The sequence below is a fragment of the Lysinibacillus sp. EB271-A1-10B genome (assembly GCF_058791335.1).
On sequence record NZ_JBYTDL010000008.1, the window covers coordinates 149,132 to 174,046 of the forward strand.

Consider the following 24,915-nt stretch of genomic DNA (forward strand, 5'->3'; position numbering starts at 1 on the left):
CATGAAGTGTTTCGGGATAGTTCGGTCTTTCTATTTATTTATAACTTGTTAAAAAAATCTTTCCTTTAGTAGTTTTAGATGATTCAACAGCCGTTATCGCCTTATTAATGTCTAACAAATCATAATGAGAATCCACCGTCATCATTTTTAACTTTCCACTATTAACTAGATGGATTAAATGCTGAAATGTACGTTGCCATCTTCCCACCGATACTTGCCTATTCCAATGACGTAAATGGAACATATTTACATTTATATTTGCCTCTTTAACGATTCTCTGCCAATTCACTTGCACACCTGATAAAAGACCAATGGCTAAAAAGTCCCCTCCAGATTTCAGACAAAAAGCAAGGTCATTGCCAGCTGTCCCTCCAATAGAATCAATAGCAGCATTAGCGCCCCGACCATTTGTTAGTTCCATTACTGTCTCATAAAGCGGTGCTTTTGAAGTATCTATTACATAGGAAGCACCAAGCTGAATTAAATCGTCAGTATGTCTATTATTTCTCGTAACCGCGATTAATTGAAAACCTAACAATTTTGCTAGCTGAGCAAATATGTGTCCAATTGCGGACCCGCAAGCATTGACTATTAAAACATCATTTGGCTGCAATTGTAATATGTCTGTACATGTTACCCAAGCTGTCATTGGGTTGATATACATTTGTGCTGCAGTAAAATCATCTATAGTATCTGGAATGGGTACTGCGAATTCTACGCTTGTTTTTACAATTTCCTGCCAAGTTCCTTCCCCTCGCAAAGGTAATACACGCTTTCCGATAAGATTCTGAGAAACACACGGGCCTACATCCTCTACAATACCTACCCCTTCATAGCCAGGAATATTTGGCAAAGAAATTCGATGGGCATAACTCCCCCATATTGGGATTAAATCAGAAGGGTTAATAGGGCGTGCCAGCATTCGAACAAGAATTTCTTGTTCTTGAGGAGGTTGAATCATTTTATTTTCAAACTTCAAAACTTCCCGAGGGCTTCCAAATTCATATAATTTAATGCTTTTTGCTTTCAAAAAATTAACTCCTTTATATAGCAGTTTTGTGACTACTCCAAAATGAAACCTTCCGAGGAGCTTTCTCATCCTCACCGAGCGTTCCAGCCTGTTGTTGGGTGTAATCCTATATATTCCTCTATTGTTGGATTTGCTTCACTTAAGGAGACTGGTCGTAAAACATCTCCTTTGTACTTGTGATCTTTACTATACTTTCTACCATCTGGTGCGTTTTTTTGTAGCACAATTCGTTCTCCGGCAATATCGATCGTTGCTGTTGCAAATACCACAAAGAAAAATTGTTGTGCATGATGGTGATAATGATTTACCTCAACTGTTTTAGCAGCCATAAGCTCATAAATAATACTGAGATCATTATTTCACTAAATGCCATACATCCTGTTGATCTCCCTATATTTAATGTTCTGTATACTGTTTGCTATTTTTCAAAGCTGATCTACCTGAATTCTTAATTCTTATGGATATTTACCTGATAATTCTATAAAATATAAATAAGGGTAATAACTTTTAAAAATCCTAAGCTGTAAGGAGTGAGAACGTTGAATATCCAAAAACAATTGTTGGGCACTGTTCTCGGATATATGCTTGCTATCGTAATTGCATACATCTTTTTCGATTATTTTTCTTGGTCGTTTACTCTAGGTTCTTTTATAGGTATTTGTTTATTTGCTCTAATTTTAATGTTCATCAAAAGGGGATAAATTCCCTACTCATAATGTAATTAAATACTTTTTCGAATTTGTTTGCGCTCATAATTTTATATGAAATAAACTGACCATTGTAAAATAGTCCAAAGGTCGTCCATATGATAGGTGCATTCTGTGCTTCATCTTTCGCCATTAGTTGATATGTATGAAAAGGAATGCCCCTTTTCTCTTCTATATTTTTCAAATCATCTATAATACCAACTGCAAACGGGCATTGGGCCAGCATAAATTTGAATATAATTCACTTTACCACCCGCTTCTTTACCTACAAAAATTAATCCTGCTATTGTATAGTTCATCACCAAACTTATAACGTGACACACATTTTAACGAATGCCATCCCAAACTTTTATGATAACCCTATTTTATTATATCGAAGGTTGATAACGGATAGTAATTTCTTTTCTTAATTACTAGTATCTAAAATTTACCGCAAATGTGAACAATCGAAAACGGAACATTATTAGAATGAGAATAGCCACCATTTAATTTGGAAGCGAAATTTCCCATTATAAAAGAGGAGGAAAAATGTATGCAATATAAAATCTTACAGGAGCAAAATGAACATAAAAAATCTTTAATTAATAAAAAGCTTTACGAATACAATTTAAAACACTTTCCAAAAGATTTAAGAGGCCGATATCAAGCAATCAACCTCTTCCTTACAGATGAAAATGACCAAGTCCGTGGTGGCATATTGGGGGAAATTTGTTGGAATTGGTTAGAGATACATACACTTATGATCGATGAGGAAATTCGCGGATTAGGTTATGGCTCTAAATTATTAGTAGAAATCGAACAAATAGCTTTGAATAACAACTGTGATTTCATAAAGGTCGATACTTTAAGTTTTCAGGCTTTAGGTTTTTATGAAAATCACGGATATCAAGTTTACGGTACATTGGACAATGTTGGACGGGATTATAAGCACTACTATTTAAAAAAGGATCTTTCATAAAAATCTCCTAAAGGAACTTCCTATCGAACTAAAATAATAAATAATCCTCTATATCATAAAGTATCAAAAAGTTGTAGTTGTAATCATTTAGTCTTCATTATGTTTTACAATTACAACTTATTTAATGAATATATATCGTGAGTTTTATTAAAAACAAACGATTCCTTTTCCTTCATTAAGCCATTTTTTTCAGCCACACGAATAGAAGCTCCATTTTTTGGATCAATAATACTTATTAATCTTTCTTGTCCCAAATGTGCAAATCCATATTCCACACAACCTTTAGCTGCTTCAGTTGCATATCCTTTAGACCAATATTTTTTATGAATATGGTAACCCACTTCAACTTCATTTTTTCCATCAACGATTTGTTTAACAAGGCCGCAATCTCCAATTAATTCTTTTGATTCTTTTAAACAGACAGCCCATAAACCATAACCATCTTCTCGATATCTTTGTTTATTTTTCTCAATCCAATTTTTAGTTTGTTCTAAGTTAAATGAGGATGGATAATATTTCATTGTTTCAGCATCTGAAAAAATTGTGTAAAGGACAGAAATATCCTCATCATTAAATTCTCGTAATTCTAGCCTTTCTGTTTCTATAATTATCAAAATAATTTCCTCCTTAAATCGTTTTCTCTTATTCTAAGTTTATAACAATCCATAACAGACTTGTGCAAATTTGTGGACTTAATTTATTTTCAAGGTTTATGTAAGAATTAGGTCTCTTAGGAATATATTTAAGGTAAATAAAACGATGCTCTCTTAACTATCTTTCAAGTGATGGCTCATTAACCATTAAACTGATGGAGGGACAGTACATGCACCTACAAAGTAAATCGTCTTGGTTACTTATATTATTAACTCTAGTAGCGGTTATTTCAGTCTATTCTTTGATAGATTCACCAAAACAATCAAAAGAGGAGATTACATTTAAAAAAAATGCAGATCAAAAAGAAACTTTACAGAATGTGACAAAAGAAGTTTCCTCTCCAAGCTCTTTATTTGAAGAAACGCGCCTACAAGTTAGTAATGAACGAAATCAACTTCGCCAAAAATTAACTCGAAAAATTACATCAGATGGGTATTTTGCTGAAGAAAAAAACAAGGCAGCTATTGAAATTGATACTCTCAATAAAGAAGAATCCACAGAAACAATGCTTGAGATGCAAATTAAGTCACTAGGCTATCCCGATGCTTTAGTAAGAATAGAAGGCAAAAAAGTTTCTGTAACAGTGATGGCAAAGGAACTATCTAAATATTCCGCAAACGGAATTATCTATCTGGTAATAAAAGAATGCGAGGATGCTAATGTGCAAGTTAAATTTGGCGCTAATAATTATTAAAGACTAGAGAAAAATGGTATTCAATATATAAACAAACGTTACTTACGACATGTAGAGATTTTTTTGATAGCATGCCCCCTTCTCCCAATAGAAACAACAACATTAAGTCGCTCAAAATGAGAGGCTTTTTTCATCGTTTAAAAATAAAGAAATAATTATAAAGTTTATAGCCCTTCTCACTTCCCTTCTTCAACATATCATAGCGATGAAAGGAGGGAAATTTGTGTGCAAAAATAATTGTAATCGTTCATCAGCAAGTAAAGATTGTAATAACTTAGGACCATTTGTGGCCACAGATATCAATTGTATCAATTCAAAAATTGGGAATGGCAGAGAAAATCAAGGTGGTTCAATAATTCCCTTCTCCTCTGGACGACAAACAGTCGTTGAAAATATACTTGGCAATAGACTTGCTAGTCTCATAGGGTTTGGTTCGGCTGTAGACCTTGTACCTCTTGCAAATAATACGATTAATTTAACCGGACTTTTAAGTGAAGCCTTCACCGTCCCACGTGACGGGAATATAACTGCTATTTCAGCCTCATATAATGCACTTGCTGGGCAGGTAGAATCAGGATCTGTGACAATCCGTGCTCAAATTTTTCTTGCACCTGTAGGAAGTAATACTTTTACTGGTACAAGTGCTAGCGTTGATTTAGTTCCATCTATTACAGAACCTATACCCGTAGGCCTTTTAGTATTTGCATCGGCTACTATCTCACCCGTACCAGTAACTGCAGGTGATCGTTTATTAATGGTATTTTATATTTCATCGGTACCAGGAGAAACTGCCGTTGACATTATTCTTGGTAATGCGAGTGCAGGAATTAATATTGTATAAAAACAACACCCCTTTCCTCTAGCCAGTAATTGAACGGTACAGGGCTCTCTCTATGCGCTTCGTCCTCCACAGATGATATTTCAATTGTCTAATTAATTACTCGTTTTAAGCTTTTCCATAAGCCCCTGCAAATACAGCTCTTAATGTACTAGCAATCGTTAGTATACCTTCTTTTTATCCATAGTAATTTTGACTATGACTACTTAGGAACAATAAATATCCTACTTATTGTCTTGCTTTTTGCCTTACTTACGTTATATGTACAGGGTTACTTCTTAAATAGTAGCTAAAGAACAACCGAAATTATTTTTAAAAAGTATGATACTAGAGAAAAAGATGAACTTACATTGCTCCGTAACAAGTTTAGACCGTATGATGAATAAACACAAAAAGGCCAGGTACTCATATGTTATGAGCGCCTGGTCAACAGTTGTTCATTGGATATAGTCTTTACTATCACTATCAATAGTCTTAATAGATTTTGCTAGCGTGAATTAAATTTGTTTTTCGAACCTTTTAAGAGCGTCAGACATTCTGTTAATAATCTCTTCAACCTGTTGGCTTGTAATAATAAGCGGTGGAGCAAGAGCAACCGTATTTGTTCCCTTCCAATCGAAGTAACGCAATTGTAGCCCTAAGTCCATGCATATATCTGTATACAGAGCTGCGGCGTGTACCGATGGATCAAATGCGATGCCGTTTTCAGGATCTTTAACTAGCTCAATACCGGCAAGTAGACCAAGACCTCTTACATTCGTTATATGTTTATGATTACTTTCGAGAAACTTAAGTCCTTTTAATAATTGTTCACCGCGAAGTCTACTATTCTCAACAATTTGATCCCTTTCTAATATCTCAAGTGTCTTTAAACCAACCGCGCAAGCCATTGGATGTCCACTGTATGTGAATCCATGGAACATCATTTCATCTGATTGAATAAATGCTTCTCTTACATGCTCTCTCATAATTACGGCACCCAAGTGTGCGTAGCCACTTGAGATTCCTTTTGCAACACATAGAAAGTCCGGAACAATGTTCCAATTATCAACACCAAAGGTCTTTCCAGTTCTTCCAAACCCACAAATCACCTCATCTGCAATAAGCAAAATGTTGTGTTCGTAGCAAAGTTTGCGAACAGCTTGAAGGTATCCGTCAGGAGGGAACCTTACCCCGCCTGCTCCTTGGATTGGCTCCAGAATGACAGCGGCTATGTTGTCGGATCCTTCTGATTCAATTATCCCACGAATCGAACGCGAGTAATTTGGATCACTTTTATCACCAAGCTCTGCATTCAAAACATGCGCTGCAGCTGTAAGGAAGTTCGGAGCATTGGAGTTCGTAAATTTGTTGAATCCCTCGATTCCTGTAGCACTTGTGGCTCCTACTGTAACCCCATGGAATGACTGTTCAAGAGAAATAATTTTTGTTTTCTCTGGCTGACCTTTTACTTTCCAATAAAAACGGGCTAGTTTAAATGCAGTATCATTAGATTCCGAACCTCCCGATGTGAAGAAGCAAACATTCAAATCACCAGGTGCTAACGAGGCCACTTTCTGTGCTAAAAGGATAGCGGGCTCATTGGATTGTCCGCTGAATGAAGAGCTGTAAGAAAGTTTTAACATCTGCTGTTTTGCTACCTCAGCAAGCTCTTCATTTCCATAGCCAAGATTAACATTCCAAAGCATCGAAACCCCATCAATACGCTCTTTCCCCTCTATGTCTTTCAGATAAATTCCTTTACCTTCTGTAAAGATTGTTGAAGGCCCTGATAAATAATGAGCTCTTGGTGGTGTAGTCGGATGCAAATAATGCTTTTTATCAAGCTCTGATAATTCCAATTTGCTTAGGTTATTCCGTTTTGTAACGTATTGCATATTTTATTCCTCCTTTAATAGACAAATATAATTAACTTTCCTAACTAGTTGTCCTATCAATAAAGCCTTTGTTAATTCATTTAGCTAATGCTCTGAGTAGGTATAAAAATTGTTATTTTATTTAACTAATATTCTGCCCTTCTATATCTGTTAAGAGTTTCTTGGATTCTTTTGAATACATGGATCGAATCGCGAAATAACAAACACCAATTCCCATCCAAGTAAATCCAACTATTTTTCCAGCTGTTGAAAGCCCCCACAAAATATAAAGACAAACTGACATCCCAATTAATGGAACAATCAAATGTTTAACGATATTTTTTTGCTTATTTTTTAAATAATAATGATTAATTACACAAATATTCACGAAAGCAAATCCTAATAATCCACCAAATGCAACTAAGTCAGAGACAATTTGCAAATCCAAAGATACTGCACCAATTACTCCGATGATTGACATTAATAAAATATTATTCATCGGTGTTTTATACTTTGGATGGATATAGCTAAAAAATTTTTGAGGGATGACATTGTCACGTCCCATCCCCAAGAGCAGACGACTTGAAGCTGATTGGCTTGCTAAGGCGCTTGCAAATCCAGATGCGATAATCGTAAATGTAATAAAAGTCTGAAGAAACCCGCCCCCTATCGTCTCTAAAACGTTGAAGAAGGCTGTGTCGGGATTATCAATAGTTAAATAATTTCCTACAAGAATCACTGCTAAATAAGTGACGGAAACATAAAATACCGTTTGAATGACACAGGTAAACATAATGGCCAAACCAATTTTATTCCCCGCTACGTTCGTCTCTTCAGCTAAGGTTGTTATAGCATCAAAACCTAGGTAAGCGACAATAACAATAGCTGCCCCGCCAATAACTGCTCCTATTGAAAATGAATCACCATCATAAATTGCCTTATAGCTTATTAAAGATAACTCACCCGTTATAATAAAGTGACTTGCGCTGAAAACGAAGGCGATCACCGCGATAATCATGAAGAGCACTAAAACTGAATTCAACTTAGTTGCTATATCAATTCCAATTATATTTACAATCGTGATTGGGATAGCGAAAATGAGAACCCAACCCCAAACCGGAATACTTGGTACAAGGGCGTTTGCAAAACTTGCACTGATCAAAAAAGTTAGCATGGGTATCAACAGATAATCAAGGAGCATTCCCCATCCAGCTATAAATCCTATTTTAGGGTGTAGCGCTTGATGGGCGTAGGTATAGGTTGAGCCCGCAACTGGGTAAGCTTCAACCATTTTACCGAAACTGTACGCCGTAAATAACATTGCAACAAAACCAAGAACATATGAGAGGACAGAATGGCCATGAGATACCAAAGTGATAATTCCAAACATTGACATCGCTGCAACTGGTGCCATAAAGCCAAGACCAAAAATAACTAAATCACGCATCTTTAAACTTCTTTTTAGACTTTGCCCATCTGATAAAATTCGAATGTTCTCTACTGATTTTTGTGTTTCTATAATCCCTACCCCCATTGGTGTTATTATAATTTTGTTATTTATACAAAGCGTTATCCTCCATATTCAAACCTTTCCATTCAAGTCAACTCAGGCATGCTTTGTCTAACTGTACATTTCCGGTTCTGGGGTTAATAGACTCAAACGTTCTGCCTAACACAGCCTCAACTCAATCACCATTAATAAACAGTTGATATTTCGTCGTTCATCTGACTCCCCTCTTTCGTTTTGTTTATTGCCATTTTTTCCTACGAACTGTAGTAGGAACAATAAGCATTCTTAATATTAATTACAGATTATCAGATGAAGATCATTTAATATTGTAAAAATCGGAACATTCTAAATTTTTACTCATAAATTGTTCCAATATGCTCATGCCAGGCGCACGTAAAAAGCAATTACTTAAATAAGTAATTGCTTTAGCAATACAAACATTATTTAGCTGGTTTTCAGGCAACTTTTTTGCCCAGTTAATTGATAAGGTGTCATGCATCCAAAATTCCGAAACTCATGAATCAAATGGGCTTGGTCATAATAACCATTCTCATAAATAACATCATTTAACGTAAAGTGGGTTGTCCTTAGAAGCATATTTAGTGATGATTGAAATCTTACTATTTGGCTAAATAATTTTGGGGAAATTCCAATATGGTCTTCAAATTGTTTTCTTAAATATCTAGTTGAATATCCTACTTCTTCTGCAAGTTGAGTTATGGTAATATTACCTCTTGTCGCGTATATATTATATAATGCTTGTTTTATTAGTTTTGTTGATTTATCCATCTCAAAAATTTGGTTTTCCAATATTTCATTGAATATATTGACTCTCTCCACAAAACTTTCGTCGGTTACTACCCTTTCTAAAATATTCGTATTTACAGGAAACATTTCATTTAAGGAAATTTCTTTATCTGTAAGGTCTTTTATACCGAATTTTATTTTCTTAATATCTAGACATGGCAGAAAACGCATACCAAAGTATGTACTGTTCGGGAGAAGGTTAATCACTCTACTTTTAGTAACGCTTCCACAAATATTACCGTAATGCTGATCACAATTAATGAGAATATCGATACACCCATCCGGGATAACAGAAATTTGACTACTTACCCCTCCCATTTTAAATTGATAAAACAGAATAGATGGTTGGTTTGGTTTAATTCTAACTTTTTGTTCAATATAGTAATCTGTCTGAAATTCAAAGTCAGGCTGAGACGGCAAGTAACTAATTATTTTCGAATTTAAAGAACTAATCACTTATACCCCCTTTAACACATATTAGTAAGCGCTTACAAATCGATGCTTAATATATCCTCGATTAATCAAGTAACAGCCAAATCAACGGTTTACTACTTTTCTTACAGAAAGTATGTGTAAGTAGTTATTTTGCAATTATTAACGGTTGGTCCTCATCTACGTCTACTCTCTGGCTCTCTATTTACAGATTTCCCGAACGAGAAAGCGCATGCAGGGTGTAGCTCGTTCGGAAAATCAGTAATTTGAATTTCACTGTAATCCTAAAACGGATAATCTAATTTACTCGTCTGTACAGATACCCATTTCGCAACAGTAAACTCCTCTACAATCCATTCATATCCAAAACGTCCAATTCCACTTTGTTTCACTCCACCAAATGGAACATTTCCTTCTAGCACTGCAGGCATATCATTTATATGTGTTGTACCAGATTCGATCTCAAGGGCTAATCTTTCCCCTCTTTCTAAGTCACTAGTCATAATGGAAGAGGATAATCCATATTCCGTGTCATTAGCAAAACGAATGGCCTCTTCATCACTTTCAGCCGGAATAATTTGTGCAACAGGACCGAAGATTTCACAAGATGCAAGACTTGAATCATTTGGTACGTCAACAAATACAAATGGAGAAATAACATTCCCTGTACGGTCACCTTCTACAGCAACTTTTAATCCACTTTCCTTTGCTTTATTAACTAAATCCATAATTTTATCAGCTTGTTTTTCATTTATAACAGGTCCAATAATTGTGTTAGGGTCCTTGGGGTCCCCTACTGTTAATCCCTTTACTTTTTCTACGTATCTAGCAACAAATTCATCATAAATATCTCTATTAACAATAATTCGGTTTGTTATCGCACAGATTTGACCACTATGCAAAAATTTCCCGAAGATGGCGACTTTCACTGCTTGTTCAACGTCGGCATCTCTTAAAACTACTAAAGGGTTATTGCCTCCAAGTTCTAATGCCATTTGTTTTAATGTTCCGCCTGTTACCTTATTAATATGTTTTCCTACTGCAGTCGATCCTGTAAAACTGATAAACGAAGAATTCGTATTTAACAGGAATTCATCTCCTGATTCTTGAAGATCAGTTAAAATTGAATTAAACACTCCAGCTGGAAGTCCTGCTTCTTCGAAAGCCTTTGCAAAAACTTGTCCACCAACTATTCCAACTTGGAGATCTGGTTTATGAACAACACTGTTCCCGAGAGCAATGGCAGGGAAAATTGTTCTTGTTGCCATGTTAAATGGAAAGTTAAAAGGCGTGATGGACGTAATAACACCTAAAGGTAATCGATATACACGATTAACCTTTCCTGGCGTAGTAGATACATAATTTTTGGGTGTGTATATTTCATCAACCATATTAATAGAATCTTTTATGTCACTAACCCCAAAGCCAAACTCAATATGAGCTTTAAGTAGTGTTCCACCTGTTTCTCGTGTAATTAATTCCAAAATATGCTCTTTATTTTTCTCTAAATAGTCTAATGCTTTTGTTAAAACCTCTCTTCTTTGTTCTGGAGTAGATTTAGCCCATTCCTTTTGTGCTGCTTTTGCTTTGTGATAAGCGTCTTTTATTTGCTCTATATTCGCTAATTCTACAGATGTAATAGTTGACTGATCATACGGATCCTTTATTGAATAAATTCTTTTACTCCCCCCCTCTACCCATTGACCTCCAATATAACTTTTGTTTATTTTACTTGCCCATTCAATGCAGTTCACATCTAAAGCCTGATTCTTTATCATTTAAAGTCCCCTTCCTGAAATGAAAATCTAAACTTAACGCGATGTAACCTAAATTGTAAGCGATATCAATTGTTTTTTTATTGTAAAAAGCGGAACTACTCTTACAAACTAAATTATTTACCCTAAGCAAAAGTTCTGAGCAAATGGTTTTTATATAACTTCTGTTTTCTTTTTATAGTCCTGTCCACATTGTATTTCCTATTTTTTCCCTTTATTAACGAATCCTCCTGAATGTTATCTTGATATAATGGCTCATACCCTCTGAAAAATGTCGACTATGAGCCTTTTAATCAATGAAACAACAGTAATGAAGATCTTAGATTAAAAATCTAGAAAACTTCTTTTAGCCAAATTTAAATCTATTACCTTTAACGCAGATTGACTTTCAGCCTTCTTACTTATTAAAACGCTTATGAATATTGTTATACTTGTAAGTACCTTCCTCACTGAATTCAATCAATTCCATAGATAATGCCAGATATCGTCTAGAAAATAAATCAGCAAAATGACCCTTGATTACTTCGAATAGTTCGTCACAAGTTTCTTTCTTATTTTCAGTCGATCTCCCCGCCCCAATTTTTAATATAGCGTGAACAAATGCATCATCTTCCGCTCCATCTGCTACTCGGTAATTTTGAAGTTCTACTGCTCTTGATCGAATTCCTCCAGTCGGAAAAAGATTACTACGGCTAATCAAAATATCATTCACTTTTTTAAGCAAATTCGGAATGTCTGCTTCTTTCTTTATATTATCGGTATACTCAACAATAAAATGCGGCATGTATTCTCATCCCTTTCACTGACTAAAAATAGCGTTATCACTTTTAGTTCTTAAGAAATGTTTTTCACTAATAATGGTATTTACTAGTCGTCCCACCCCTTCAATTTCAGTAATGACTTCATCTCCTTCCTTTGTATCAGCTAAGCCCTCAGGCGTACCAGTAAGGATAATGTCGTTTTTATTTAATGTCATAAAACTACTTAAATACTCAATTAATTGAGGAATATTAAAAATCATATCTTTCGTTGTGCCTTCCTGCGTAACTTTTCCATTTACATAAGTACGCAATGTAAGATTCATAGGATCTTCAATATCTTGTGCATCGACTAGCCATGGACCAATTGGTGTACAAGTATCTCTATTCTTTACTTTTAAGTTCGGACGATAATAGTTTTCTAAATAATCACGGATGGCATAGTCATTTGCAACGGTATATCCTGCTACATAATCATATGCATCTTCTCGTTTAATGTTAGTCCCGGAACGCCCAATGACAACTGCAAGTTCACATTCGTAATGCATATTGGTAGCTTCATACGGTCGGTAAGTCTGACCTCGATGACCGATAAAAGTATTAGGACCTTTTAGAAAAACTAAAGGTTCAGTTGGTGCTTGAAAAGCAAGTTCCTTTGCATGATCTGCATAATTTAGTCCTAAAGCAAAAACAGTTCTAGGTTGGACAGGCGGTAGCCAGACCACTTCCTCCTCAGAAACAATTTGTCCATTATCTAGTTTAAGATGACCGTCATCTGTTTCAATTGCGTGATGAACGACATCCTGAAATACTACACGTGCATGTTTCATAATAATCGCGCTCCTTTTAAAACAATGAGATTCTCATTCAACTGTATTTTCCAAATAACCGATTCCATCGATTTCAATTCGTACTCGATCTCCCTTTTTAACAAGCGGAGGATTTTCAGGTACCCCAATCAGTAAAACATCTCCCTCATACAGCGTCATAAATTCAGAAATTTCAGAAATCAATTGCGATACAGGACGAATTAAATTAGCCGTTGTATTCTTTTGTTTTAATTCATCGTTAACGAATACAGTAATTGTCAACTTATCAGGGTCAACGATTGCATCTCGTTCAATAATCCATGGACCTACAGGGCAAAAGTTATCTCTTGCTTTTTGCTTAATAGCTGGTCGATAAAAACTCTCATGTGGAATACTCACATCATTTACAATGGTGTATCCTAATACATGATTTAAAGCTTTTTCTTCTGTTACACGAGTAGCATCTTTTCCAATGACAATGCCTAATGAGGCACCTACTTGCAGATGAGACGTATCCTCGGGTAATGGAATTGAAGACTTAAATCCAGTAATGGTGTTCACCGGTTTTATATATAAGACAGGCGCTTTGGGAGGTTGTTTATAAGGTTCGTTCGTTAACGATGAACCTAATGCTTTAAGCTCGCCACTATAATTTAATAAAGCCCCATATACTGTACCTGAAATCGGCGCCTCTAAAGAGGACTGCTCTACTGTTAAATTTCTATCACCGAGAATAATTGTATTGCTTTGAGGATCTACTTCCACTTCTTTTGTGTGGAGGGTTTCACTAAATTTAATAATTGCCTTACTCATAACTATTCACTCCTCTCATAAACTCGTAAATTCTTCTGATGATTACTTAAACACTAATGATTAACTACACCTTTAACATCATTACCTATATTTGACTTAACGATAATTTCCGAAAAATTATCCTCTACATTTTTTGACTTGCGGGCCCCTATTAATGTACCAATATAGCAGCCTAAGAAACCTAGCGGTATAGAAAGAATTCCTGGTGATGCAAGAGGGAAAATAGGATTACCAGTAAATAAAGCTACACCTGGTTCTGGATTCCAAACATTTGGACTCAACATGACCAGACCAATCGTGCTAATTAATCCTATAAGCATCCCAAATATTGCTCCAGTTTTGTTGAATTTTCTCCAAAAAATAGTTAATAAAATAACTGGTAAATTCGAACTCGCTGCTAATGTTAGAGCGATTGATGCTACAAAGGCAACATTGAAATTTTGAAGAAATAGTGATAAGGAAATGGCGATAGCAGTGATGAGAATCGATGCAAGACGTACCATAAACATTTGCTGTTTTTCGGTTGCCTTCCCGTCTTTTAAAATTTCGTTATAAAAGTCATGGGAAAATGCTGTTGCTCCCGTAACCACAATTCCAGCGACAACTGCGAGAATCGTAGCAAAAGAAACCGCAGAAATGAAAGCAAACATAAAATCTCCGCCAATATACCTTGCTAATAACGGCGCTGCCATATTCCCTGCTGGGTTAGCCTCTATAATATTCGAAGTTCCAACTAGCTTTGCTGCTCCAAACCCAAGGAAAATGACCATAATATGGAATAGCCCCATGATCCACATAAGCCAAACAACTGACTTTCTGGCAACCTGAGCATTAGGTACAGTTAAAAAGCGAACTAATACATGGGGTAGACCCGCTGTCCCAAGAATGAGCCCAAGAGTTAAAGAAGCCGCATCCCAACCATTTTTATATTTTAAACCAGGATTTAAGAAATCAATTCCAAAAGGAGTGGCTGTTTTCATATCAGTAAAAATGCCAATAAAATTAAAATTAAATTTCCACATAACCATTACAAACATAATAAAGGTTCCACCTACTAAAAGAACGGCTTTAATAATTTGAACCCAGCTTGTTGCGGTCATTCCTCCAAACAAAACAAAAGCTAACATAGCAACACCAACAATAAGGACTGAAGTATTATACGGAATGCCTAATAATAATTTGAATAAAGCTCCTGCAGCAACAAGCTGTGCAAGCATATAAAAAACTGAGATGATTATTGTATTGAAGGCTGTTACACCTCGTACTTGTTTAAACTTAAATCGAGCAGTAATCATATCACCTAACGTATATTTCCCAAGATTCCTTAATGGTTCTGCAACTAAAAATAAAATGACAAGAAAAGAAACTAGGGCACCGTACATAAGGAAAAATCCGTCATATCCCGTTAAAGAAAAGGCTCCAATTAACCCCAAAAAGGTAGATGCAGACATAAAGTCTCCAGCTAAAGCAAGCCCATTTTGTCTAGCAGTCAGACCACCTCCAGCTGTATAGAATGAACCCGCCGTTTTTGTTTTTTTGGAAGCATAGTACGTAATGAAAAGTACCCCTATTGACATAAGTACAAAAAGAAGTATTATATCCCATCCCATATGTCTACAGCCCCTCTTTTACTATGATTTGCTTTACTTTTTCGTCAAATTCAGCAGACTTCTTTACATAAACACTGCATACCCAAAATGACATGAAGATAATTGAAATACCGTAAATCCACGCTAACGTAATGTCTCCTATTACTTGGACGTTTAATATAGTTGTAAACAAGGCTAGGAATGGTAAAGCTAGAGAATATGCCAAATAAAAAATGGTGTATGAAATAATAAACTTTTTCTTATTTAAAAGTAGTTGTTTAAAATCCTCCGAAGTGGAAATTTTGTTATAATCTATTTGTTTGTTGTCTTGTTGTTCGATGTCTTGTTTTACACTACTCTGTTCTTTTACTAGCTCCAAATTGATAGCACCTCTTCCTAATAATTTAATAGGGTTCTTAAATGCTTCTAATTTTTCGATTTTTAATTTCTATTAAAAACTACTAGTTTTAGCTCTGTCATTTCCTCTACAGCATATTTTATTCCTTCTCTTCCAACTCCACTTTCCTTCACACCTCCATAAGGCATGTGATCTACACGAAACGTTGGAATATCATTAATCATTACGCCTCCAACATGAAGGTTTTCAGCTGCTGTTAACGCTGTATGAACATTATCTGTGTAGATTCCCGCTTGGAGACCATATCTCGAATCATTTACTTGCTCAATTGCTTCCTCTACTGTTTGAACTTTATTGATGATAACAATTGGAGCAAACACTTCTTGACACGAAACTTTTAAAGAAGAATCTGCATTTAATAATACTGTTGGCAATAGAATATTCCCTTTTGCGATTCCCCCGGTTGCTACTTCTGCTCCATGTTGTTTCGCTTCATGAATCCAATCTAAAGTACGTCCCACATCTTCTTTTGAAATAAGCGCTGAAACATCCGTACGTGGATCTAAAGGGTCACCAATCTTGAGTTGTTGAGTTTCTTCAACGAATTTTTGCACAAATGTTTCGTACAAACTTTCATGAATATAAATTCGTTGTAATGATATACATACTTGACCTTGGAAAGAAAAGGCTCCCTTCACACAACGATTAATAATTGAATCTATATCGATCCCTTTATCAATAATAACGGCAGCATTTGAACCCAGTTCTAATGTCACGCGCTTCAGTCCTGCTTTGTTTCGAATACCAATTCCAACAGCTGGGCTTCCCGTAAATGTAATAGCTGCAATTCTATCATCGGTCACGATTTTATCTCCCACGACTCTTCCGCTTCCAGTAATCACATTAAGAGCTCCATTAGGTAAACCAGCCTCCTGTAACAACTCTGCTAAAAAGAAAGAAGATAGTGGGGTTTGAGATGCTGGTTTTAATACAATTGTATTTCCTGCGGCAATGGCAGGACCTACTTTATGGGCAACTAAATTCATCGGGAAATTAAATGGAGTAATCGCTCCAATAACCCCAATAGGTTCTCGCACCGTATATGCAACTCGTTTTTCTCCACCTGGTGCAGCGTCCAATGGAATTGTTTCTCCATGAATTCGCTTTGCTTCTTCAGCTGCAAACTTATACGTTTGTATTGTCCGTTTCACTTCTTCGATCGCAGTAGCAATTGGTTTAGCTGCCTCTAAAGCGATAATTTCTGCAGCTTCATCTAAACGCTTCTCAAACAAACCTACCAAACGTTCCAAAATAGCTGCACGTTCGTGAGCTGGCATTTTCGCCATTACTGTTTTTGCACGACATGCAGCTTCGATTGCCTCATTCACTTCTTTTTCATTAGCCTTAGGAATATATGCAATAACATCTCCAGAGTATGGAGATGTTAGGGATGCATGTTCAGTGGCCTCTTGCCATTGACCATCAATGTATAAGTTTTTCTTTCTTGCTTGTACTTTTAAATTCATAGTCTACTCCTTTCTAGCTTTCTATTCATTAGATCACTAGCTCATCTTTTTTCATGTATTCATTCATTCCGTAGGACTCATTCTGCTTGCCATATTTATAATCTAGCCACTTTACCTTAATCCGCTTCTTGTATGGGTATACAGAACAATCTTTTAATTGTATTAATAATGAAGGGTGTTGCTCATTTATAGATATTTGGTGGCAGGTTCCATCATAATTATTACCATCTATTTCAACTTGAATATGGTAAATACCTGGTTTAGGCATTCGGTATCTCTTTTTTACTATTAATTTAAGAAACTGATGGTTGTTGTAAAAAAGGGAACTTTGATTTACTTCTCCATTAATTTCATAAAAATCGCCAAGGTACATAGGAATCTTTTGCACATGACCTTCATCAAGCAATTTTCGGATTGCTGTTGAACTAATTTTTTCATCATCATGTTGGATCTTTGGAACAGTCGTTACTTCCAAACTTCCGGGATTATACTCTGATAACGTTTTCATATTACCGAGTCCTTTATAGCCATAATGATAATCAAAGCCTGCTACAGCATGTATACATCCAAGTCCTATAATGTATTGTTCAACAAAATCGTTAGGAGAAAGACGAGCAAACTCAGGGCTAAACTCAACAACAAATAACTTCTCAACACCCAGCTTTTCAAACCGATCTTCTTTCAAAGGAAGCGGAGTTAAATAAGTCATTGGCTCCAAATGAGGAAAGAGTATATCTTTTGGGTGCGGATAAAACGTCATAACACCAAAGGCGCATTGTTTTTGCACAGCAATTCGTTTTGCTGTTTCAAGAATTCTTTGATGGCCGATGTGAACGCCATCAAAAAAACCAAGAGCCAAAACACAAGCTTCCATTTCAGTGAACTTTGATTTATCAATTGAACTTTTAATAGTAATTGTCTCCATCGTTTGCCCTCTCCTTTTATGTTAAGTTAACTGCGGTGCAGTGATCTGGCCATATTTTCCTGCAAAGAATGTCAGAGGGTTTCCTTCACGAAGAACAATTTCTTCCACTTCTCCAAGGAACAGTGTATGGTCACCAGCTACTTGCTTTCCATATACAGTGCATACAATATTAGCTAGTGCATCCTTTACTACCGAGATTTCGTTTAGGCGGTCAAATTCTGGTTCTCGCTTTTCTTTGATCTGGCCGGCGAATAACATGGAAATTTCTTGCTGGTCTTCCGATAAAATATTTACTGCAAATTTACCGGAACGGTTAATTTTATCGAGCATTTTTGCATTTTCTTTAATTGATATTAGTACGAGTTTTGGGTTTAGCGACACTGACATGAAGGCATTTGCTGTCATGCCATGTGGCTCTCCATCAATGTCCGTTGTAATAACTGTTACGCCCGTTGCAAATTTACCCATCGCATCTCGAAATGTACGATCATCCATTAAAATTCCTCCATTCCTTTTATTTAAATAACAAGCTCTGGTTTGCGCTGTGCTAGGTTTGGTGCTTTTGATTGAATTTGTTCATTCGTTTCAATATCTAAAAACGGAGATGTTTCATTAAACCAACTGTCCGGTGCTTTTGCCCCCCATAATGTTTGACGACGTGGGTCATTTAAATCCCATCGAATCGGCTCGAAGTCATTGTCACTTGTTAAGTAATCTCCGTTATACAGCTCTATGCGATATCCATCTGGATCTCTTAAATACAAGAAAAACGCATTGGATAAACCGTGGCGTGCTGGACCTCTTTCAATGTTCTCTGAATAACCAAGAGAAGCTAAAACATCGCAACAATGAATTAGAGCAAGTGGATCCGGTAGCCAGTAAGCAAAGTGATGAAGACGCGGACCATCTCCGTTCATAAAGGCTTGATCGTGCACGGTCTGTTTGCGATGGAGCCACGTAGCCCAGATACTTCCATCTTCTATAGTTGTATATTCAGAACATGCAAAGCCTAGCTCGTTGATAAAGAAGTTGTAAGCTTTTTCTACATCCGGTACAGCACAGTTTACGTGGTCAATCCGCTGAATTCGTGCACCGCTGTATAAATCGTAGCGCTGAAGTAAGCGCTCTGCTTTTTCAATCTTGCAGAAAAATTCAAGAGGCATTCCTGAAATATCATGTACATGCAGTGCACGCCCAAGAGCATGCTGAGTACCTTCCTTTAGCCACTTTGTTTTTAAGCCTTTTGCTTGAAACAATTCAGCCAGACGGTCAAGATCTTCTTCTTTTTCTACTTTGTAACCGAGTGCGTGTACCCCTAACGTCTCGGACTTTTTAAGGACCAAGCTGTGGTGTGTGTGTTCTTCAAGCCCTTTCAAATAAACACAGTCGTCCTTAGTTTCCGTTTCAATCATACCGAGCGCTTTTACATAAAAATCTTTTGAACGGTCTAAATCCTTCACATTTATAACAGTTCTGGCAATACGAATGATATTGAAATCCATACTCCTCATCTCCCTTAGTCGATTAATTAGTTATTTTTTAACTAACGCTTCTGATCGATTCAAAAATTCTTTTACACGATCAACATATTCTTGTTTGTCATACCCGTTATAAAGCGTACTTGCCATTCTAACTGGATCACCGAAGAAGAAGCGCTCATAAAGTGTTTGTCGAGTACCGAATGAACTTATACATACATCCCATGCCAAACGATAAAGTTTCACACGATCATAAGCATCTCCAGTGGCTGATTGTAAATACTTATCAAGATCCGGACGAATTTCAGAATTGAAGTCTGCTTCTGCTGGAATCGCCATTAAGCCACTTGCACCCATTAATTGCATAATTTCTGTAAAGCGTGGGTAAATTTTCGGGAAGTAATGACGCGCTGCATTTAACGGTGCAAATTCTGGTGTCATAGTTCCCCATCTATCCACTTTTGCATTTGCTTCGGCAGCAACGACATATGCTTTCATCGTTTCAAGTGCAATAATTACCTCAGAGATTTTCTCCTGTATATGTTGGTATTGGCCAATATTAATGGTCTCTGCCATTAATTGAAGAATACCAAGTACAAACTCTGTTTTCGCGATATTTTTTGATACAACTTGATGTGTCATATGAACAACTGCATTACTTTCATTGTAGGCCTGGTTGCACACATTAACATCACCAAGAGCAAAGACTCGATTCCACGGAACGACAACATCATCAAACACAACAATGGTATCCATTTCTTCAAAGCGAGATCCTAGTGGATGGTCGAAATGAGACTTACCATAATCAAAAGATTCTCGACAAATAAATTTCAAGCCCGGTGTGTTATTAGGAATAGAAAATGCAAATGCATATGGATTTTCTTCAGCTGATTGTTTTAACAAAGTAGATGGGAATACCATGATTTCATCGGTAATACCACCTTGAGTAGCAAGTAATCTTGCCCCTTTGATAACGACCCCTTCAGATGTTTTCTCTTTATTTCGTGCTGCAATATACGGATCTGGAAGCTGTGCTGAATTTACTCCCCTATTGACTTGAGGCTGAATCAACGTATGTGTTAAAGATAAATCATTTTCACGGCAATACTCGTAGTAGTTGGCCATGTTTTCGGCATAGATGGAGTCCTGTTTTCCGAACATTTCTGCAGCCGAACCATACGCCATCATCCCGACATTAATGTAATCAGGGGAACGTCCCATCATGCCACCATTATATTTCGCCCATTCTTGCATCATTTTGCGACGTGTCACCAATTCTTCTTTTGTTTTTGGCTGAATAAAAGATGTCCCTACCCGTTCACCAGTTGTTGGAGATACATATGTCATGTAATCCTTTTTGTCTGGATCATGTTGCAAATCGTAAAGTTCTGCCTGAGTTTTCATTACTCCTTTAAAAGCTGGATGTTCTGAAATCTTTCCTTCTACTCGTTTGCCATCAATCCATATATTTGCCTGTGCATTATCGACTCTTTCAATATATTGCTCTCCTGTTTTTGCTGGCATTATTGTGTCCCCCTTAGAAAATAGTTTTTACTTCCCAAATTGCGGAATATGATGGTCACCTATAGCAACATGGATTACCTTTGGTTCTGTATAGAATTCAAACATTGCGAAATGACCACCCTCTCTTCCAATTCCACTATCTTTCATACCGCCAAATGGAATTCGAAGATCTCGTACGTTTTGAGCGTTAATCCAAAGCATACCTGCTTCAATAGCATCCGCCATACGATGTGCTCGTTTTAAATCTTTTGTCCATACAAAGCCAGCTAGTCCGTAAGATACGTCATTTGCCATATGAAGTACTTCTTCATCTGTTTCAAATTCGATTACGGCCATAACGGGACCAAAGATTTCTTCCTGACATACTCTCATGTCATTTTTTGCATTTAATAAAAGTGTCGGTGGTACAAAATTACCTGCCTTTACCTTCTCCGGAACCACGCCCTGAACTACTTCACAACCTTCTTGTTTAGCGATTTCTATATATTTTTTTACTTTGTTGTAGTGACCTTTTTCAATTAGCGGACCAAGCTCAGTTGATGAATCCATTGGGTCACCAATTTTAATGTTTGCGACACGTGCTAATAATTTTTCAACAAATTGAACTTTAATATTTTTATGCAAGAATACTCGAGAATTGGATGTGCAACGTTCCCCGTTAAAAGAGAAAATCCCCCATATTGCTGCATCTAAAGCTCGTTCAAGATCTGCATCATCAAATACAATTAAAGGTGATTTCCCACCAAGCTCCATCGAGGTTTTCTTTAAAGTATCCGCAGAATTTTTAATAATAGTGGAACCTGTAGTCGTTTCACCTGTAAATGAAATCGCTTTCACATTTGGGTGAGCAACAAGAGCAGCCCCTGCTGTTTCTCCAAATCCATGAACGACATTAAAGACTCCATCAGGAACTTTAGCTTTATGAATAATTTCAGCTAATTTATTTGCAGTCAATGGTGAAAGTTCAGCTGGTTTTAGCACAACAGTATTTCCAGTTGCTAATGCAGGCGCTACTTTCCAAGTCTCTAACATGAATGGGGCATTCCATGGCGTAATTAACCCTATAACTCCTAATGGTTTATAAACTGTATAATTAATGAATTCATCATCCATTGGGTAAGATTCGCCATGCAATTTTGTCTCAACCATACGTGCATAAAAACGGAAATTTTCTGCAGCACGTGCGGTTTGATTTCTCGTTTGGCTAATTGGTAGACCTGTATCTAATGATTCTAAGAAAGCGATTTCTTCAATCTCCTCATCGATGAGATCTGCAATTCTATTAATATATTTCATTCTTTCTTTCAATTTCAACTTGCCCCACGGACCATTCTCAAACGCTTCTTTTGCTGAAAGAACTGCTTGATTTATATCCGCTTCACGCCCCTCAGCGATATAGTTGTTTATTTCATTAGTAAATGGATTTTTATTTTCAAAAATAGCATCTGATTTACTGTCGACAAACTGTCCATTAATATATAGTTTTACATTTGCTACTTGCTTGTGTACGTGATTTTTTTGAGTCTCAGTTACTTGAACTTGCATGTTATTACACTCCTCATTCTTCTCTTACTCCTATAACAAGGAGTAAGAGAATTTTTTAGATTTTGAATAATTATTTAGTTACAATCTCATTTGACAAGATGCCATATTGATTTAAAACTTCACGAATTTCGTTTTGAAGTACCTCAGATGGTAAATCCATTGGCTTGCGTAAAACTGGCGTAATTTTACCCATCATGCCCAGCGCTGCTTTTACTGGTCCAGGGTTAGTCTCTTTAAATAACACATCATTTAATGTCATTAATTCAAAATGAAGATCTAACGCTTTTTCAGTGTCTCCTTCCTCCCAAGCATTGTGCATTTCTGCTACTTTCGCCGGTGCAACGTTTGCTGTAGCGCTAATAGAACCTTTCCCACCGATTGTTAACATTGGGTAGCAAAGAAGTTCAATTCCCGAGAATAGACTAAAATCTCTACCACAATTTAATAGCACCCGATTGACATGCTCAAAATCTTTATTTGACTCTTTGGCACCAATAATGTTCGGACAATCTTCAACAAGTCGAGCCATTGTTGTTACTTCCATATTCACTCCTGTTCTTCCAGGAATGTTATATATAATTATTGGAATATCCACGGCATTGGCAATAGTTTTATAGTGTTTATATAATGCTTGCTGGGAAGGCTTGTTATAGTATGGAACAATGACCATCGCAGCATCTGCTCCCATTTCTTGAGCAGCCTTTGTTAGCCGAAGCGCTTCATTATGATTAACTGATCCCGTTGCTGGTATAAATGGAACTCGTCCGTTAATCGTTTTACTTGCTGTCTCCATCACAAGCTCTCTCTCTTCGATTGTTAGAGAACTAGGTTCCCCAGAAGTCCCGGTTACCGAAATACCATGGCTCCCACTTTCTATTTGCCAGTTAATTAAACTTTTAAATGTCTGTAAATCTAAACTTTCATCTTCCTTGAATGGTGTAATAACTGGTGCAATCGAACCTTTTAAACTTTCCTTAGCTTTTCGAATTCTAGACATTTTATCTTCTCCTTTTCTACCTTTTCATGGAATCGTTTTCAAGATTAATGTATCATTAAGTTTAAAATATTTAAAATATTTAAAAAGTTTGTAACGTATATAAAATAAATATGCTTTCTAAGGAGGAATTTCATGGATATAAGACAATTGCGATACTTTGCCACTATTGTTGAAGAAGGCCAAATCACTAGAGCAGCGAAAAAGTTACATATGGCCCAACCCCCCCTTAGTCAACAGCTAAAAGCGCTGGAGGAAGAACTTAGTACTCTTTTGATAGTACGAAATGGAAAGAATATAGAACTAACAGAAGCAGGAAAAGTTTTGTATAAGAGAGCTACCAATCTTTTAAATCAGATTGAAGAAACAATTATGGAAGTGAAAGAGGTAGGAGAAGGTCTTAAGGGAATCTTATCAATTGGATCTGTAAAAACATGCTTTTCTTACCTACCTGAACGCATTCGCTTTTTCCGAGAAATGTATTCAAACGTAACATTTCGTTTATACGAAGGGGATACCTATCGATTATTACAAGATTTAAGAAATAGGCATATTGAGGTTGCGATAGTGCGGTTACCTTTAGAAGCAGAATCAGATGACTTATCTTCACTACCATTACCTCCGGACCATTTTGTTGCCGTTATCCCTGAGACGTGGAATTATGAAAATACATTAAGACTAGATGAACTTTCAAGTATGCCACTAATGTTGCTACAACGTTTTAAGGGTGTTGGTCAATACGAACTGGTTATAGAAGCTTGTAGAAAATATCACTATGAACCAAATATTGTCTGTCAATGTTCAGACGCTGCTATGATTATGTCCCTAGTTAGAGAAGGTGTCGGTGCTTCCTTACTCCCAAGGTCTGTCTTACATTCATTTTCTATGAATGGCCTGAAAATATTGGAGCTTGAAGAACTAAGTATTCAATCAGATTCCGCCGTTATCTGGTTAAAGGACCGTTACCTTTCAAAAAGTGCTATTAAATTTATTGAAACTTTTAAGAAGGAATACAGTTTAAATATTTCACATGTAGAATGACTCAATAATTACATGATTCTATATATCATGATGTGTTGAATCAGTTTTAAAGATTTTAATTACTCCCTTCTACCAAAGAGAGTATGACAGTGGATGCTCTAGAGGTGGTCCACTCTATTGTTGAATCAAGAAAGTGGCTATTATATGGATGTATATAATGTGTCTGTTTTCATCTGACACCTTCCTTTTCTGCAAATTAAAAGCCCTCCACAGATGATGAAGTGACCCCTAAAAGTTAGACACGGTTATTTCATTAGGCAGCTTGAGTAAAATGAGTTCGGTATTGAACCGGAC

At 36.4% G+C, this 24,915-nt stretch carries 24 protein-coding genes; 4 read left to right on the forward strand and 20 right to left on the reverse strand.

The annotated features are described in order from the left end of the window. Positions 1-34: 34 nt before the first annotated feature. From AC3WSK_RS13100 to AC3WSK_RS13110, 3 genes are all read right to left on the reverse strand, one after another. A complete protein-coding gene (locus AC3WSK_RS13100; protein ID WP_492413477.1) occupies positions 35-1,030 on the reverse strand; it encodes a zinc-dependent alcohol dehydrogenase family protein in 996 nt (331 codons plus the stop codon). A gap of 71 nt (positions 1,031-1,101) precedes the next feature. Next, a complete protein-coding gene (locus AC3WSK_RS13105; protein ID WP_427483577.1) occupies positions 1,102-1,359 on the reverse strand; it encodes a hypothetical protein in 258 nt (85 codons plus the stop codon). Between the two features lie 358 nt (positions 1,360-1,717). Continuing rightward, positions 1,718-1,963 (reverse strand): YoaP domain-containing protein, encoded by a 246-nt coding sequence (locus tag AC3WSK_RS13110; protein WP_492413479.1) that lies wholly within the window; start codon positions 1,961-1,963, stop codon positions 1,718-1,720. A gap of 306 nt (positions 1,964-2,269) precedes the next feature. Here AC3WSK_RS13110 and AC3WSK_RS13115 point away from each other — a divergent pair, with 306 nt between their 5' ends. Further along, positions 2,270-2,695: a GNAT family N-acetyltransferase gene (locus AC3WSK_RS13115; RefSeq protein ID WP_492413481.1), complete on the forward strand. Its 426-nt coding sequence runs from the start codon at positions 2,270-2,272 to the stop codon at positions 2,693-2,695. A 110-nt stretch (positions 2,696-2,805) separates the two neighbouring features. Here the strand turns inward: AC3WSK_RS13115 and AC3WSK_RS13120 are convergent, their stop codons facing one another. Then, the gene (locus tag AC3WSK_RS13120) at positions 2,806-3,309 is read right to left on the reverse strand and encodes a GNAT family N-acetyltransferase (RefSeq protein WP_492413483.1); all 504 of its coding nucleotides are present in this window, start codon (positions 3,307-3,309) and stop codon (positions 2,806-2,808) included. Between the two features lie 209 nt (positions 3,310-3,518). Between AC3WSK_RS13120 and AC3WSK_RS13125 the strand changes: the two genes are divergently transcribed. Then, the gene (locus tag AC3WSK_RS13125) at positions 3,519-4,043 is read left to right on the forward strand and encodes a SpoIIIAH-like family protein (RefSeq protein ID WP_427483573.1); all 525 of its coding nucleotides are present in this window, start codon (positions 3,519-3,521) and stop codon (positions 4,041-4,043) included. Positions 4,044-4,266: 223 nt separating this feature from the next. Continuing rightward, the gene (locus tag AC3WSK_RS13130; protein ID WP_427483572.1) at positions 4,267-4,884 is read left to right on the forward strand and encodes an exosporium glycoprotein BclB-related protein; all 618 of its coding nucleotides are present in this window, start codon (positions 4,267-4,269) and stop codon (positions 4,882-4,884) included. A gap of 494 nt (positions 4,885-5,378) precedes the next feature. Here AC3WSK_RS13130 and AC3WSK_RS13135 read toward each other — a convergent pair whose 3' ends face one another. From AC3WSK_RS13135 to hpaI, 16 genes are all read right to left on the reverse strand, one after another. Continuing rightward, positions 5,379-6,758: an aminotransferase family protein gene (locus AC3WSK_RS13135; protein ID WP_492413487.1), complete on the reverse strand. Its 1,380-nt coding sequence runs from the start codon at positions 6,756-6,758 to the stop codon at positions 5,379-5,381. A 121-nt stretch (positions 6,759-6,879) separates the two neighbouring features. Beyond that, positions 6,880-8,184 carry an APC family permease gene (locus AC3WSK_RS13140; protein ID WP_492413489.1) on the reverse strand — a complete coding sequence of 435 codons (1,305 nt, stop codon included), beginning with the start codon at positions 8,182-8,184 and terminating at the stop codon, positions 6,880-6,882. Between the two features lie 507 nt (positions 8,185-8,691). Further along, complete coding sequence (locus tag AC3WSK_RS13145; RefSeq protein ID WP_079563515.1) at positions 8,692-9,510, reverse strand: helix-turn-helix transcriptional regulator; 819 nt, start codon at positions 9,508-9,510, stop codon at positions 8,692-8,694. A 260-nt stretch (positions 9,511-9,770) separates the two neighbouring features. Beyond that, positions 9,771-11,264, reverse strand: coding sequence for an aldehyde dehydrogenase family protein (locus AC3WSK_RS13150; RefSeq protein WP_492413491.1), 1,494 nt, complete (start codon positions 11,262-11,264; stop codon positions 9,771-9,773). 394 nt (positions 11,265-11,658) lie between these two features. Then, on the reverse strand, positions 11,659-12,045 hold the full coding sequence (locus AC3WSK_RS13155) for a 5-carboxymethyl-2-hydroxymuconate Delta-isomerase (protein WP_492413493.1): 387 nt from the start codon (positions 12,043-12,045) through the stop codon (positions 11,659-11,661). 15 nt (positions 12,046-12,060) lie between these two features. Next, positions 12,061-12,849, reverse strand: a complete 789-nt coding sequence (locus AC3WSK_RS13160; RefSeq protein WP_492413495.1) for a fumarylacetoacetate hydrolase family protein — start codon at positions 12,847-12,849, stop codon at positions 12,061-12,063. A gap of 33 nt (positions 12,850-12,882) precedes the next feature. Then, positions 12,883-13,641, reverse strand: a complete 759-nt coding sequence (locus AC3WSK_RS13165; protein WP_492413497.1) for a fumarylacetoacetate hydrolase family protein — start codon at positions 13,639-13,641, stop codon at positions 12,883-12,885. Positions 13,642-13,694: 53 nt separating this feature from the next. Next, entirely contained in the window at positions 13,695-15,251 is a 1,557-nt protein-coding gene (locus tag AC3WSK_RS13170) for a solute symporter family protein (RefSeq protein ID WP_492413499.1), read from the reverse strand. Positions 15,252-15,255: 4 nt separating this feature from the next. After that, on the reverse strand, positions 15,256-15,609 hold the full coding sequence (locus AC3WSK_RS13175; RefSeq protein WP_170939056.1) for a DUF485 domain-containing protein: 354 nt from the start codon (positions 15,607-15,609) through the stop codon (positions 15,256-15,258). A 62-nt stretch (positions 15,610-15,671) separates the two neighbouring features. After that, entirely contained in the window at positions 15,672-17,114 is a 1,443-nt protein-coding gene (locus tag AC3WSK_RS13180) for an aldehyde dehydrogenase family protein (RefSeq protein WP_427483563.1), read from the reverse strand. 28 nt (positions 17,115-17,142) lie between these two features. Next, entirely contained in the window at positions 17,143-18,039 is an 897-nt protein-coding gene (locus AC3WSK_RS13185) for a cytidyltransferase (protein WP_427483562.1), read from the reverse strand. 21 nt (positions 18,040-18,060) lie between these two features. After that, entirely contained in the window at positions 18,061-18,534 is a 474-nt protein-coding gene (locus tag AC3WSK_RS13190; RefSeq protein WP_079563523.1) for a flavin reductase family protein, read from the reverse strand. Positions 18,535-18,557: 23 nt separating this feature from the next. Then, complete coding sequence (hpaD, locus tag AC3WSK_RS13195; RefSeq protein ID WP_427483561.1) at positions 18,558-19,541, reverse strand: 3,4-dihydroxyphenylacetate 2,3-dioxygenase; 984 nt, start codon at positions 19,539-19,541, stop codon at positions 18,558-18,560. A 30-nt stretch (positions 19,542-19,571) separates the two neighbouring features. Next, on the reverse strand, positions 19,572-21,041 hold the full coding sequence (hpaB, locus tag AC3WSK_RS13200) for a 4-hydroxyphenylacetate 3-monooxygenase, oxygenase component (RefSeq protein ID WP_427483560.1): 1,470 nt from the start codon (positions 21,039-21,041) through the stop codon (positions 19,572-19,574). 27 nt (positions 21,042-21,068) lie between these two features. Further along, the gene (gene hpaE / locus AC3WSK_RS13205; RefSeq protein ID WP_079563526.1) at positions 21,069-22,586 is read right to left on the reverse strand and encodes a 5-carboxymethyl-2-hydroxymuconate semialdehyde dehydrogenase; all 1,518 of its coding nucleotides are present in this window, start codon (positions 22,584-22,586) and stop codon (positions 21,069-21,071) included. A gap of 70 nt (positions 22,587-22,656) precedes the next feature. Continuing rightward, positions 22,657-23,583, reverse strand: a complete 927-nt coding sequence (gene hpaI / locus AC3WSK_RS13210) for a 2,4-dihydroxyhept-2-ene-1,7-dioic acid aldolase (RefSeq protein ID WP_079563527.1) — start codon at positions 23,581-23,583, stop codon at positions 22,657-22,659. Between the two features lie 132 nt (positions 23,584-23,715). On the opposite strand from hpaI, the gene AC3WSK_RS13215 reads away from it, so the two are divergent. Further along, entirely contained in the window at positions 23,716-24,621 is a 906-nt protein-coding gene (locus AC3WSK_RS13215) for a LysR family transcriptional regulator (protein WP_492413504.1), read from the forward strand. The last annotated feature ends 294 nt before the right edge of the window (positions 24,622-24,915 follow it).

Excerpts from the sequence above, each read along its gene's own strand:
- AC3WSK_RS13105 (WP_427483577.1), bottom strand. The coding sequence starts at position 1,359 with ATGGCTGCTAAAACAGTTGAGGTAAATCATTATCACCATCATGCACAA.
- AC3WSK_RS13110 (WP_492413479.1), bottom strand. The coding sequence starts at position 1,963 with ATGCTGGCCCAATGCCCGTTTGCAGTTGGTATTATAGATGATTTGAAA.
- AC3WSK_RS13115 (WP_492413481.1), top strand. The coding sequence starts at position 2,270 with ATGCAATATAAAATCTTACAGGAGCAAAATGAACATAAAAAATCTTTA.
- AC3WSK_RS13125 (WP_427483573.1), top strand. The coding sequence starts at position 3,519 with ATGCACCTACAAAGTAAATCGTCTTGGTTACTTATATTATTAACTCTA.
- AC3WSK_RS13135 (WP_492413487.1), bottom strand. The coding sequence starts at position 6,758 with ATGCAATACGTTACAAAACGGAATAACCTAAGCAAATTGGAATTATCA.
- AC3WSK_RS13140 (WP_492413489.1), bottom strand. The coding sequence starts at position 8,184 with ATGCGTGATTTAGTTATTTTTGGTCTTGGCTTTATGGCACCAGTTGCA.
- AC3WSK_RS13150 (WP_492413491.1), bottom strand. The coding sequence starts at position 11,264 with ATGATAAAGAATCAGGCTTTAGATGTGAACTGCATTGAATGGGCAAGT.
- AC3WSK_RS13155 (WP_492413493.1), bottom strand. The coding sequence starts at position 12,045 with ATGCCGCATTTTATTGTTGAGTATACCGATAATATAAAGAAAGAAGCA.
- AC3WSK_RS13160 (WP_492413495.1), bottom strand. The coding sequence starts at position 12,849 with ATGAAACATGCACGTGTAGTATTTCAGGATGTCGTTCATCACGCAATT.
- AC3WSK_RS13165 (WP_492413497.1), bottom strand. The coding sequence starts at position 13,641 with ATGAGTAAGGCAATTATTAAATTTAGTGAAACCCTCCACACAAAAGAA.
- AC3WSK_RS13170 (WP_492413499.1), bottom strand. The coding sequence starts at position 15,251 with ATGGGATGGGATATAATACTTCTTTTTGTACTTATGTCAATAGGGGTA.
- AC3WSK_RS13180 (WP_427483563.1), bottom strand. The coding sequence starts at position 17,114 with ATGAATTTAAAAGTACAAGCAAGAAAGAAAAACTTATACATTGATGGT.
- AC3WSK_RS13185 (WP_427483562.1), bottom strand. The coding sequence starts at position 18,039 with ATGGAGACAATTACTATTAAAAGTTCAATTGATAAATCAAAGTTCACT.
- AC3WSK_RS13190 (WP_079563523.1), bottom strand. The coding sequence starts at position 18,534 with ATGGATGATCGTACATTTCGAGATGCGATGGGTAAATTTGCAACGGGC.
- hpaD (WP_427483561.1), bottom strand. The coding sequence starts at position 19,541 with ATGGATTTCAATATCATTCGTATTGCCAGAACTGTTATAAATGTGAAG.
- hpaB (WP_427483560.1), bottom strand. The coding sequence starts at position 21,041 with ATGCCAGCAAAAACAGGAGAGCAATATATTGAAAGAGTCGATAATGCA.
- hpaE (WP_079563526.1), bottom strand. The coding sequence starts at position 22,586 with ATGCAAGTTCAAGTAACTGAGACTCAAAAAAATCACGTACACAAGCAA.
- hpaI (WP_079563527.1), bottom strand. The coding sequence starts at position 23,583 with ATGTCTAGAATTCGAAAAGCTAAGGAAAGTTTAAAAGGTTCGATTGCA.
- AC3WSK_RS13215 (WP_492413504.1), top strand. The coding sequence starts at position 23,716 with ATGGATATAAGACAATTGCGATACTTTGCCACTATTGTTGAAGAAGGC.